This window comes from Costertonia aggregata, from assembly GCF_013402795.1.
GTDB classification, from domain to species: Bacteria; Bacteroidota; Bacteroidia; order Flavobacteriales; family Flavobacteriaceae; genus Costertonia; species Costertonia aggregata.
Window position 1 is genome coordinate 2,696,359 of the sequence record NZ_CP058595.1, and the last position, 12,868, is coordinate 2,709,226.

Consider the following 12,868-nt stretch of genomic DNA (forward strand, 5'->3'; position numbering starts at 1 on the left):
GATGCAGATTACCAATACCATATTGATGATTCGTCCCGTGCGTTTTCGTATGAACGAGCAGACTTCTGTAAATAATTACTTTATGGAAGATATTGATATAAAGAACAATACCATTAATGAAAAGGCTCAGTTCGAGTTTGATACTTTTGTTTCTGTTCTCAAAGGTAAAGGGGTGAATGTCATTGTGGTGAACGATACACAAGAACCTGACACACCGGATAGCATATTTCCCAATAATTGGGTTTCATTTCATAGTGATGGTACGGTAGGTCTTTACCCTATGTTTGCGGAAAATCGCAGAAGCGAGCGTCGGGAAGATATTTTGGACATTTTGGAAAAAGAAGGTTTTGTCATAAAATCGGTGATGGATTATACTTCTGCCGAAGCCGAAAATCTATTTTTGGAAGGTACAGGGAGCATATTGATGGATAGGGTAAACCAAAAAGCTTACTGTGCCCTATCGGATAGGGCTAACGAAGCCTTGTTCATTGAATTTTGTGAGGATTTTGATTGCTTTCCGGTCATTTTCACGGCTAATCAATCTGTAGATGGTAAACGTCTGCCGATCTACCATACCAATGTAATGATGGCGTTAGGTGAAAATTTCTCCATCATTTGTTTGGATACCATTGATGACAAAAAAGAACGAAAAAATGTGGTGGACCATTTAAAAAGGGACGGTAAGGAAATCATCAAGATCACCGAAGAGCAAATGCACAGGTTTGCTGGCAATATGCTCCAAGTATTAGGGGCTGAAAACAAAAGATATTTGGTCATGAGTTCCGCAGCTTTTCATAGTTTGGAACCCGATCAAATAAAGGCCATTGAAAATCATTGTGAAATTCTACACAGCTCTTTGGATACTATTGAAACTTGTGGTGGTGGAAGCGCACGCTGCATGATGGCAGAAGTGTTTTTACCAAAAAAATAAAGATTGGGAAATTTGATCAGATAAAGTATTTGATTTTTTTCGCCCATTTCAAAGGGATTGTATACGGGGCATATCGTACTGTAAGATCTAGCCAATTCGCTTTTTTAAGGACGGCCTTTTTATGGGAAAAAGTATCAAACGTGTATTTACCGTGATAATTGCCTATTCCCGAGCTGCCAATTCCGCCGAAGGGTAAATTTTTATTGGCGATGTGCATGAGCGTATCATTGATACAGCCACCCCCAAAAGAATATTTTCTGGAAATTGTCTTTTGAAATTTTTTATTCTTCGAAAAAACATACAGGGAAAGGGGTTTTTCAAACTGTGTTAAATAGGTGTCGATATCGCTTTCGTTTTCATAGGAAATAATAGGGAGGACCGGTCCAAAAATTTCTTCTGCCATAGCTTTACTATCTATTTTGGGTTCATCCAATAGGGTTGGACTCAAAAACAGACCATCATCCTTATAATGTCCACCAAATAAAATAGTTTGGTCAATCAGCATATGTTTTAATCTCTCGTAATGATCTTTGGTCACTATTCTCGCCAAATCAGGTGATTGTTCAGGGTTTTCTCCATAAAATTCCCTTATGGCTAATTTGAGATGATGTACCAATTTTTGTTTTACAGATGTATGCACCAGAATATAGTCTGGAGCAATACAAGTTTGACCATTATTGATGAATTTTCCCCAGGCGATTCTCTTTGCAGCCAGCTTTATTTTTGCCGTGCTATCCACAATACAGGGGCTTTTTCCCCCTAACTCCAAAGTGACCGGCGTAAGGTTCTCGGCTGCGCTTTTATAAATTATTTTCCCCACACGGGTGCTTCCGGTAAAGAAAATATAGTCCCATTTTAGGTTCAATAGTTCTTGTGATACCTTTACACCACCCTCTACGACAGACACATATTCGCCATTATAGGCGGCTTTTATCAGTTCGGCAATGACTTTAGATGTGTTGGGTGTGAGTTCGGACGGTTTGACCACAGCTGTATTCCCCGCAGCCAAAGCTCCTATCAACGGAGAAATGGCGAGCATAAAAGGATAATTCCAAGGAGCTATAATAAGTGTATTACCATAGGGTTCTGAAACGATATAATCCTTTGAAGGAAAATTTGCCCAAACAAAAGGTACTTGTTTAGGGCTACACCATTCCTCAATATTTTTGAGTATATAATCCAATTCGGAAAGCACGAACTGTGTCTCGGTAATCAGGGTTTCAAACCTTGGTTTTTTAAAATCCTCGTATATGGCATCGCAAATAACGTCTTCTCTTTTGACTATTTCATCCCTTAATTTTCGTAATCCCATTTTCCTATAACCAAGGTCTTTTGTTTTTTGGGACAGAAAGAATTTTCGTTGATTTTTAAGTATAGTTTCAACCATAGCACTGTTATTACTTTTTTGCAATATTTCGTATCATACCACCAAATATAAAATAATGAAAAGGTACTATGCTGTACCAATACAGTCTACCGCTTAGCCCCCTGGGCCTAAAAGTTGCCGTTTGGTGCAATATGTTATCATCATCTATCTTAAATTCCAACCAAGCTTCACCGGGCAGTTTCATTTCAGCGAACAATAAAAGCCGTTTTGCCTTTTTATCGGCCAATAGTACACGCCAAAAATCAAGGGCATCACCAGGAAAAATTTTATCTGGATGCGTTCGCCCTCGTCTCAAGCCTACACCACCGGTCAACTTATCGATGAAACCACGTATTTTCCACAACCAATCCCCGTAGTACCAACCCGTTTTACCTCCGATTTTCCAAATTCTTTTAAGTACCCTGGAGGAATCATCGATTTTCATTTTTTTAACATCTTTGAGCACGCCGTATTTTGGTACCTGAATATATTTTTCCAGGTTTTTTTTAAAACGACCACTGACCATGCTGTCTTTCCAGCTACTGACAACAAGATTCTGTTCAATTTTTTTGAACGCCATTTCAATGGCTTCTTTATAGGTATGTGTTTTGATGTTTAGGATTTTTGCCAATCTGTTGTCTTTTGCCACTACTTCGATCTTCATACTGTCCACTAAATTCAGGGCCAATTTATAAGAAGTTGAGGTTACAAAATAGAGCCAGTAAGAGGATAATTTTGGTGTCATCACGGGCACGGTATATATCCAATTTTTAAATCCTCTTGCCTTGGCGTATTGATGAAGCATTTCTTTATAGGTAAGTACATCGGGGCCTGCAATATCAAAAGATTCGCCATAGGTTTTTGTGTTCCCCAGCACACCGGTAAGAAATTTGATGACGTCACGTATGGCTATAGGCTGCGTTTTGGTGAGCACCCACTTTGGTGTTATCATGACAGGTAGTTTTTCACACAAATCCCGTATTATCTCAAAAGAAGAACTTCCCGAACCCACGATTATGCCCGCCTTGAGCACCGTAAGGCTAAAAGGGCCTTGGTATAATATTTCTTCCACATTTCTTCGGGACCACAAGTGTTTGGAGAGGTTTTCATCGTTGACGATACCACTCAAATATATTACCTGTTTTATATTGGTGTTTTTTACATACAGATTGAAATTTTTAGCAGTCTTGGCTTCCATCTCGTCAAAATCCTTTGTGGACGAGCTCATGGAATGAATCAAAAAATAAGCGGCATCAATGTCTTTGGGAATTTTAGTCTCTTCTACGTCTTTCAAAAAATCAATTTCGACAATATCGACCTTCTCCCTGGTTTCTTTATCTACCGAAAGGCGTGATGCATCCCGAACTGCACATACCACTTCGTGACCCATATCCAATAATTGGGGGAGAATACGCATGCCAATGTAACCGTTGGCGCCCGTGACAAGAATTTTCATAGGTCTTCAATAGAAGTTGGTGAGTTGTCCGCTTTGTAATCCAATATCTTTTTAAAGAATTTTTGAACCGCTTTTGTATCGGACCGCACTTTAATAAAGTGATTGTCCCTATATATGGAATATACTGCAAAGTCCCCTTTATATATGGTAAGTTTATAGTAGGGTATAATTAGTGCAAACGTTTCAAGAAGCGACCTAAACCTGACAATGATGCCTTTTGGCCGCATTTCTACGTTGCAAACGTCGCGGTTGTTGTCCAAAACCAAAAGGTTCCTGATTTCGATGCTTGTCTCGGTAATGACCAATTTTGGTGAGCCAATACCAGATAGGGCCCATCTTTCCTTTAGCGTAAAGGGCTTCCCTACTTCATCATCTATTTTACGGGTAATTTCTTTGTTGTTATAGGATACGTTAAGTAGCATAGTATTTCTTTTTCCAGCTTTTTTCCTAAAGTTAATTAAAAGGTAAGGGATAAACGAGAGAATTGAGTAATAAGGGCAAAATTGATTAGTTTTGCAGCCTTAATAAATTGTGTTGATGAATATTCAGGGAGTCCTTACCGCCAAAGTCAAAGAAGCTGTTTTATCTATGTACAAAGTTGATTTGCCAACAGTGGAGTTTCAACCCACCCGCAAGGATTTTGAGGGTGATATAACCGCGGTGATTTTTCCTATGCTCAGGTTTGTGAAAGATAATCCGGTTCAGATAGGGGAACAAATCGGGGGTTACTTACAGGAGCAAGTAAATGCTGTTTCGGGTTTTAATGTGATCAAAGGTTTTCTGAATATTGTTATAGATGATGGTTTTTACCTTGACTTCTTCAACGATGTAAAAGACGATAAAAGGTATGGTTTTGTAAAACCATCTGATAATGCCGTAATGGTAGAGTACTCATCGCCAAACACCAATAAACCTCTGCATCTAGGCCATATTCGCAATAACCTCTTGGGCTATTCCGTAGCTGAAATATTGAAGGCTTCGGGCAAAAAAGTATACAAGACCCAAATCATCAACGACCGCGGTATTCATATTTGTAAGAGCATGCTGGCATGGCAGCGATTTGGAAATGGTGAGACTCCGCAAAGTACAGGTCTTAAAGGGGATAAATTGGTAGGTAACTATTATGTGGCTTTTGATAAGGCATATAAGGAGCAAATAGCTCAAAAAGTGGCTTTGGGCATTGACTCAAAAGTAGCCGAAAAAGAGGCACCAATTTTGTTGGAAGCCCAAGAGATGCTACAAAAATGGGAAGCTGGTGACGAAGAAATAGTTGCTTTATGGAAAAAAATGAACGGTTGGGTGTATGAGGGGTTTGAAGAAACCTATAAAAACCTTGGGGTTGATTTTGATACATACTATTATGAAAGTGATACCTATCTTTTGGGAAAGGATGTGGTTGCGGCCGGTATTGAAAAAGGCGTTTTTTACGAAAAGGAAGATGGTAGTGTTTGGATAGACCTTACCGATGAAGGTTTGGACGAAAAAATTGTGTTACGTTCAGATGGTACGGCCGTTTACATGACCCAGGATATAGGTACTGCCATACAACGTGTTACCGATTATCCCGATGTAAATGGTATGGTGTATACCGTGGGCAACGAACAAGACTACCATTTTAAGGTGCTTTTTCTCATTTTAAAAAAACTTGGTTTTTCTTGGGCAGAAAAATTGTACCACCTAAGTTATGGTATGGTCGATTTGCCAAGCGGAAAAATGAAGAGCAGGGAAGGTACGGTTGTAGATGCCGATGATTTGATGAAGGATATGACCCAAACCGCTGCCCATATATCCGAAGAATTGGGTAAACTTGATGACTACTCCGAAGCTGAAAAACAAGACCTATATAAAATGATAGGCTTGGGTGCGTTGAAATACTATATTTTAAAAGTAGACCCGAAAAAACGTATTCTTTTTAATCCAGAGGAGTCGGTTGATTTTCAGGGGAATACCGGCCCTTTCATACAATATACCTATGCTAGGATACAATCAATTCTTAGAAAGGCAGATGAACTGAAAATAAAATTGCAAGACCATGTGAGCCTCGGAACTTTGCATCCAAAGGAAAAAGAACTTATAAAACATATTCAGTTATTTCCGGAAACCATTCAGTTGGCAGCAGAAAATTATAGTCCGGCATTAATTGCCAATTACACTTATGATTTGGTAAAGGAATTCAATTCATTCTATCAACAGGTATCCATCCTGGGCGAATCGGATCAGCACAAAAAGGTACTACGTGTTCAATTATCCCAGAAAGTTGGGGAGGTCATACAATCCGCTTTTGGTTTATTGGGTATAAATGTTCCCGAACGTATGTAGAGCTGAATCTAATTTTGGGCAATTTAAATGTTTTTTTACAGTTGTAAACCTATGTTTACGGTAGAAACTTTTGGGAAGGTTTTCATAATTTATGTCGTTTGTTATCTATTGTACATTATTTACTATGCTGTTGGGCTATATCAATTTAATCCTTTCGTAAAATTAAAACCCTTGTCCGATGCCGAAAAGGCAATATTAAGTGAACATTTTCCATTTTACGATAGGTTGCCTAATATTTATAAAGAAAGGTGTAACTCAAGAATTGTTTGGTTTCGTAGCAAAAAGAAATTTGTGTTTTACGGGAATGTAAATAGGCGTGAGGAACTTAAGCTTGTATTGAGCGCAAGTGCGGTAATGATGACCTTAGGTCTCAAGAATTTTAGGATGATGCGCTCATTGTTACGCATCATCATTTACCCATCGCAATATTATTCCAGAATAAAAAAGAGGCATCATCTCGGGGAGTACAATCCCAAATTTAAGACAGTGATTTTTTCTGCGGACAGAATATGGGATGGTTTTGAGGTTTTGGACGATAATGTAAACTTGGCCATGCACGAGTTTGCACATGTACTCTGTTTTGAAATGAGCGGGAAGCGTAGTTGGGAAGCTCGAAGGTTTCGGGTTGGCCTCAAAAAAATAAGGGCTCTTTTTGAAGAGGAAGCATTTCGTCTAAAACTGGTAGAGTCTAATTATTTTAGGGAGTATGGTATGACGAACCTACACGAGTTTTTTTCGGTCGCTTCCGAAAATTATTTTGAGACCCCATCTATTTTTCATAAAGATTTTCCTGAGCTTTTTTATATCATTCAACGTATGCTCAATTTTGATTTTGAGGTTTCTTGTATTATCAATCCGTTTAGTGCGGATGATGAAAAACAGCACCTATAAAAAAACACCGTTCCTAGGAACGGTGTTTTTCACAACCAACTAAATATGGACGTTGAACTGTCCATTTTTTAAGAGGGTATTAAGCCTCCAAAGTTTTATTGCTTTGGGATACGGCCAAAGAATAAATCACCAGACCAAATCCTATCTTATTGATAGCATCACCAATGTTGTATACCACGTTCAAATCCAGTCCACCAAATATGCCTTCGTACCAACCTGGGGTTCCTGCCATGTAACCAATAGGATAAATAGCCCAACCTACAAGCACGAACCAGCACAATGTTTTGTGGGCCGTCAACACGGCACCACCAGCTTCGACCGCAAGCTTTTTAGCTTTTCCTAACCAAATGTCATACACGATAACAAAGTAAGCGATACCTGAAATCAATCCCCATAACCATGCATTATCCCTATCTACCGCCTCACCTATGTACCCGGTAACGAGCATCACAACAGACAATACGATGAGCCTCCACATTAAAGAGGTTTTTGCTCCTGCGACTTTTAGGATCAAAAAGAATTCAACGCACATTAAGGGAACTGTAAGAATCCAGTCTACATACCTGAAGAATGTTGGAGATTCAGCAAACCCTGACCAGTAATCACGCATGTACCAATAATGTACCGCAGCGATGAAGGTAATTAGGCCCGACACCAATATCGATGTTCTCCATTTTCTGTCGAAACTGTTCATCGATAAAAAGAAAAAAGCAGATGCCGCCATCATGGCCATACACCCAACAAAGAATGTAAAACCTACATAATCATCGGTAGCCATTTTGGCTACCATAGAAATTGAACCGAAAAAATTTTCCATAACAACTTAGTTTTTAGTTTTTGTTTAAGTAAATTTACATATTGTTAAACATATTTTGTCTAACAATTATGTTAAAATATTAAACAGCATGAAAAAAAGGCCTACTTATTTTACTCAATTGAACAGTTTGGCGATTGTAGGGACCTTTTTTTCACTTTGGTTGGCGGTCTTTTTTGATGATGATGTAGAAAACATGCTGGCCTATTTTTTAATATTGACGTTTGGTATGCTGCACGGCGCCAATGACATAAAATTGATACAATATTCTCGACACACGGCACAAAGCACATTTCCGTTCCTCAAAGTATTGGCTAGTTATATATTGGTAGTGCTTTTTGGCTTGGCCTTATTCTACTTTTTGCCAACCCTTGCCTTTATTTTCTTTTTGGTGGTGAGCGGTTATCATTTTGGTGAGCAGCACTGGGTTTCAAAACTGAAACCAAGTTCTATATGGGCCAGTTTGTTTTTTTGCAGCTACGGTCTTTTTGTGCTCTTTTTATTGTTTTACCAACATGTTGATACGGTATCGGAGGTTATTCTCAAGCTTACAAATGTGAATACCCAATCGATTCATTTTTATTATATGGTATTGCTTACCGGTATTTCAAGTTTATTCCTGTTCGTTGTTTTAAAAATCAGAAAAGAACTGAGTGCTCACATCATTAAGGAGTTATTTTTTCTGGCTATATTCTTTGTGGTTTTTAATACAGCTTCTTTATTATGGTCTTTTGCGATTTATTTCATTCTATGGCATTCATTACCTTCAATAGCGGACCAGATTACTTTCTTATACGGTAAGCCCAATAAACACAGTATCATAAAATATTTGAAGTCATCACTATTATATTGGATACTCGCTGCGTTATCTTCGGCTATGCTATTGTATATTTTTAGGGACGATATGGAGTTGGCACTTTCTTTTTTTATCGCTTTTTTGGCAGCGATTACATTTCCCCACGTTTTTGTCATCAGTAGATTGAACAAAAATTAAAAAGATACCCGAAAACTAAAATTGGGCGTAATACCCAATGAGACGTTTTCAACAGTTTCGATACCATCAGAATCGGTAATGCGGTAATAGGTATTCAGAATATTCTCTCGGTCAGTGAAATTAAGTACAGAGGCTCCAAACGTAGCCTTAATGTTGCTGCTCAAATCAAAACTATAAATGGCCGATGCATCTGCACGTAGGTATTCCGGTAGTTGGCTGCTATTGGGTTCGGCATAGTTTATTCGATTTGGAAAAACAGAGGTGTTTATGGGGGTATTGGCATCAGGCTGGGTGAATGGTCTTCCGCTTCGGTAGTTCAACCCCAAACTGAGTTTAAAATTATTGTAAATGTAGGTGCCGGCAAACGTCACATTATGGCGTACATCTAGATTATTAGGGAACGTATCGGGAATAATGGCATCAAAAGTATAATTGTTCGTGTTGTAGGTATAGCTTAACCATGCGCTGTAGTCATTGGTTTTTTTGTTGATAAGAAACTCCACTCCCTTGATTGTATATTCACCTATTTCCCCATTAAATTGATTTTGGTTCTGAAAACCTTGCGTGGCAGTGCTGACACCGTTAACTTTCTTATAAAAGCCCTCAAGACCAATATATATCTTGGGCCTATCATAGTTAAAACCTATAGATCCTTGCTTGCTTTTGGTAATGGGCAAGGTGCTACCGTTAGATAAGATCCACCTTCGTTTTTCGATACCCAAAAAATTCTGTTCTAGGTCTACTACCTGATTGGTCGTCTGATTTTTATATTCACCCAGTAACTCTACCGCAAAATGTTTTCCCAATGCATAGTTTATGTTTAGCCGTGGCTCTAGAATGTATTCATCAAAAGTGCCCAAATTTTGAATATAATTGAGTCTGACACCCACTCTAGCTTTGAGTTTTTGGTCAGAAGAGATATAATCTATCTCGTTAAAAATGGCATGGTTTCGTATGACTCCTTTTGTATTTTGGCTAAACGGTGGTTGGGTTACATTGGTAAAATTGATGATACCGACCTCGTTAAATTGGTATCCGTTAAGTATATGTATCCTATCCGATATCATATAATTTGTATTTATTTTCAACGCAGTTTCAAAAACTTGGTTGTTTTGGTCCAATTGCTGTAGGGGATCGGGAAAAACACTCTGGGAGTCCAAGTTGTATTTTGTGTAATACGTATTAACTACAGATGATAATCTTTCTGTCCATTTACTTTCAAGATTCCCACCAAAGGATAAATTGGTCTGGTCCAAAAAACTAAAAACCGATTCATCGGAATTGATATCGGTCTCTTGGTAATCCAAATTATTATTGATGTTCAAAAAGCTTAGACGTATTTTTTGATTATCGTTTATATCGTAGAGTATTTTAGCCGTAAAGTCATAAAAATAAAAATTTTCGTCGCGTATAATTTCACGATTGGTAGAAGGGCTGTTGTTCACCTTTAACTCACTATCTTGAAAAACCCTGTCAAAAAATTGGTCGTAGGTCGGGGTGTTGAAAAAATCGGTCGCGGAACGTCTAGCGGAAAACTGAAAACCCCATTTATCATTTACAGGTATTTGCCCGTAGGCATCCCCGTTAATAAGGTTGAAACCTGCCCCGCCAAAGGGTTTATCCGATATTTTGTTTATGGATTCCATGCTGATGACACCGCTAACGCCATCCCCATATTGGGCACTTGTTCCGTTTTTAATAATGGTGACTTTTTCGGTCAAATATGGGTTAAAGGCAGATATCAAACCAAAAAAATGACCGGATTGATATACTTTGATACCATCCCAAAGTATTAGGTTTTGGTCATTCGTACCTCCCCTTATATTGATGTCGGATACGGTTTCGTTAATACTTTTGATGCCGGGCAGGGCCTGCACGGTCTGAAGCACATCTGGCTCTATCAATCCGGGAAGTATGCCAAATTCATTGGTGTTCAATTGAATGCTACCATCATCTTTTTTGGCCAGTCCCGTGGTAAGAAATTGATAAACGATAACTTCTTCCAGCTCCTCTACCCGTGGTGCCAATAAAATGGATTTACAGGGGCTTGAACGTATCAAATCCTCTGCGTTTATGAATTTGGTTCTAAACCCTAAATATTTGATTTGAAGAATGGCCTTCCTCGGAATATCGGTCAGGGTAAAACTGCCATCTACATCAGTAATCAAGGCCGTATCGCTATCCAATATTTCAATTGATGCACCAGCAACCGTATTTTTTTCAAAATTATCCAATACCGTTCCACAGATAGTTATCAAGCTACGTTTGGAGATGGTGTAATAGCGATTATCAATCTTATCGATTTTAATGACGGGAACTTGTTTCTGGATATCCTGCAGAATTTTATCCAAGTCTATCGCCTTTGGTTTTGAAATTTTCAAACTATCGATGTCTTCGTCGAGATACGAGAATTTGATTTCAAAATCATTTTCCAATGCTTGTAAATAAATAGCAAGGGATACTACGTCAGAAGCGTTGTCCTGCGCATGAATCCCATATAAAAAAGGGAGCAGAAGCAATAAAATGAATAAGGATACCTTTTTTTTAAGGTGCGTTTTCAGCATAGAACAGCACTTTATTCCCCTCTAATTTAAACTTTATTTGAGAAGGAACACTTATACTCCGTAACGCTATATTTTTATCGGTATTGCTGAAAGAACCGGTATATAGCTGTTGGGTATCGACATTTTTTGTTTCAACGGTAATATTGTGCTGTCTTTGGAACTCTGCCAAAACATATTTTAGGGGAATACTTGTAAAAGAGCTTTCGTTGTTTAGCCAACTTGGTTGGGCCGTATCGGGAGTATTGGCACTTTGTATCTCATTATTGATGACCAAAAAAGTTGTGCCTGCCGGCAATTTGGTTTCTTTACCTTGGAATGTCACGCTTACCAAGCCTTCATAACAGGTAACTTCAAAAAAACCTTTTCGGTTTTCCACGTTGAACTGGGTTCCTAGTACGGTAACAGTGCCATTTTTTGTGGATACTGTGAATGTTTTACCTTTGGCTACCTTAAAAAAAGCTTCCCCTTTAAGGGAAATATTTCTTTTTTCATCCCAATCTTTTTCACTGTACGAGATTTCCGAATCCGCGTTCAGTATAATTTCTGATGCATCCGGTAGGGTTACCGTAGTATTTTCGGCATAATCGGTTACAAACGTTTCGTTGAGGGAATTTATGTAAAAATATGACCCCGCAACCAATATGGCTATTGCGGCCGCAACACGCATTACTTTTTTGAACGGCCACAACGGTATTACTTTGGTAGTGTCGTTTTTTTGCGCATGCTTGAATTCGGAAAGTGCTTTGTCAACATTAAATTCAGGGACCTCAAAAGTATCACAAGTATCTATGATTCTCTTGTAGTACGGATATTCGGCAGATTTTTTAAATTCTGCCAATTCTGCCTCGGAGAGTTCGTTGTTGAGCCATTTTGCCAAATAATTCTCTTGCATGATTTTTAGCCTTACCTTATAATAACAATTGAAATTACAAAAACCCTACTTTTTAAACCGAATGAAAAACATATCTGTCAAGAATCATTGTTTCCTAATATTCATATACCTTCAATCTGTTCCCTAATGGTCTTTAGGGCCAAATGCATTCGCTTTTCAATGGCCTTAACGCTTACACCTTCCATTTCAGCAATTTCAGCATATTTTTTCCCGTCTATCCTATTCAGTAAAAAAGTAGTGCGTTGATTTTCGGGCAAATTGCCCAAAACGGTATTCAGTTTTTGTTTGAATTCTTTTTCCTCAAGAATAAATTCTGGAGACTCGTTGGAGACGGGATTGGTGGCATTGGCATACTTTAACCTTACCTTTTCTGCCTTTATTACGTTTAAATACAAATTATTGGCTACAGTATACACATAGGATTTTGCTTTTTCCGGTGTTACTTTGGCACAGTTTTCCCAAAGCTTTACAAAGGCTTCCTGAACGGCATCGTTTGCCTTTTCCTCATTACCGAATTTATAATATATGTAATTAAAAACCGTTTTTGAATTGGTTTTAAAGAGCATATTGAAAGTTTGCTCTTTGCATACGGTATCGGCGTGGGTATCGTTCAAGTATAATTAATTTTCCCCAAAGGTATT

General features: G+C 38.4%; 11 protein-coding genes. 4 read left to right on the top strand and 7 right to left on the bottom strand.

What is annotated here, in order from left to right; translation table 11 throughout:
* Position 1 precedes the first annotated feature (1 nt).
* On the top strand, positions 2–931 hold the full coding sequence (gene ctlX, locus HYG79_RS12410) for a citrulline utilization hydrolase CtlX (RefSeq protein WP_179243553.1): 930 nt from the start codon (positions 2–4) through the stop codon (positions 929–931).
* Positions 932–947: 16 nt separating this feature from the next.
* Here ctlX and HYG79_RS12415 read toward each other — a convergent pair whose 3' ends face one another.
* The 3 genes from HYG79_RS12415 to HYG79_RS12425 are packed head-to-tail and all read right to left on the bottom strand — an operon-like array spanning position 948 to position 4,175.
* The gene (locus HYG79_RS12415; protein ID WP_179242398.1) at positions 948–2,318 is read right to left on the bottom strand and encodes an aldehyde dehydrogenase; all 1,371 of its coding nucleotides are present in this window, start codon (positions 2,316–2,318) and stop codon (positions 948–950) included.
* Positions 2,319–2,328: 10 nt separating this feature from the next.
* Positions 2,329–3,753 carry an SDR family oxidoreductase gene (locus HYG79_RS12420; RefSeq protein WP_179242399.1) on the bottom strand — a complete coding sequence of 475 codons (1,425 nt, stop codon included), beginning with the start codon at positions 3,751–3,753 and terminating at the stop codon, positions 2,329–2,331.
* Positions 3,750–4,175, bottom strand: coding sequence for a hypothetical protein (locus tag HYG79_RS12425; RefSeq protein ID WP_179242400.1), 426 nt, complete (start codon positions 4,173–4,175; stop codon positions 3,750–3,752). The genes HYG79_RS12420 and HYG79_RS12425 overlap by 4 nt, the downstream gene beginning before the upstream one ends.
* Positions 4,176–4,290: 115 nt before the next feature.
* Here HYG79_RS12425 and argS point away from each other — a divergent pair, with 115 nt between their 5' ends.
* Entirely contained in the window at positions 4,291–6,072 is a 1,782-nt protein-coding gene (gene argS / locus HYG79_RS12430; protein ID WP_179242401.1) for an arginine--tRNA ligase, read from the top strand.
* A gap of 51 nt (positions 6,073–6,123) precedes the next feature.
* Complete coding sequence (locus HYG79_RS12435; RefSeq protein ID WP_179242402.1) at positions 6,124–6,963, top strand: zinc-dependent peptidase; 840 nt, start codon at positions 6,124–6,126, stop codon at positions 6,961–6,963.
* Between the two features lie 79 nt (positions 6,964–7,042).
* On the opposite strand, the gene HYG79_RS12440 is transcribed toward HYG79_RS12435, so the two are convergent.
* On the bottom strand, positions 7,043–7,780 hold the full coding sequence (locus HYG79_RS12440; protein ID WP_179242403.1) for a bacteriorhodopsin-like: 738 nt from the start codon (positions 7,778–7,780) through the stop codon (positions 7,043–7,045).
* Positions 7,781–7,868: 88 nt separating this feature from the next.
* On the opposite strand from HYG79_RS12440, the gene HYG79_RS12445 reads away from it, so the two are divergent.
* Entirely contained in the window at positions 7,869–8,771 is a 903-nt protein-coding gene (locus HYG79_RS12445; protein WP_179242404.1) for a Brp/Blh family beta-carotene 15,15'-dioxygenase, read from the top strand.
* On the opposite strand, the gene HYG79_RS12450 is transcribed toward HYG79_RS12445, so the two are convergent.
* The 3 genes from HYG79_RS12450 to HYG79_RS12460 all read right to left on the bottom strand — a co-directional run bounded on the left by HYG79_RS12450 (position 8,768) and on the right by HYG79_RS12460 (position 12,793).
* Entirely contained in the window at positions 8,768–11,335 is a 2,568-nt protein-coding gene (locus HYG79_RS12450; RefSeq protein WP_179242405.1) for a TonB-dependent receptor, read from the bottom strand. The two genes, HYG79_RS12445 and HYG79_RS12450, sit on opposite strands and share 4 nt — an antisense overlap.
* Positions 11,316–12,227 carry a FecR family protein gene (locus tag HYG79_RS12455; protein ID WP_179242406.1) on the bottom strand — a complete coding sequence of 304 codons (912 nt, stop codon included), beginning with the start codon at positions 12,225–12,227 and terminating at the stop codon, positions 11,316–11,318. Before HYG79_RS12455 ends, HYG79_RS12450 begins: the two co-directional genes overlap by 20 nt.
* A 101-nt stretch (positions 12,228–12,328) precedes the next feature.
* Positions 12,329–12,793: an RNA polymerase sigma factor gene (locus HYG79_RS12460; RefSeq protein ID WP_179243554.1), complete on the bottom strand. Its 465-nt coding sequence runs from the start codon at positions 12,791–12,793 to the stop codon at positions 12,329–12,331.
* Positions 12,794–12,868: the final 75 nt, after the last annotated feature.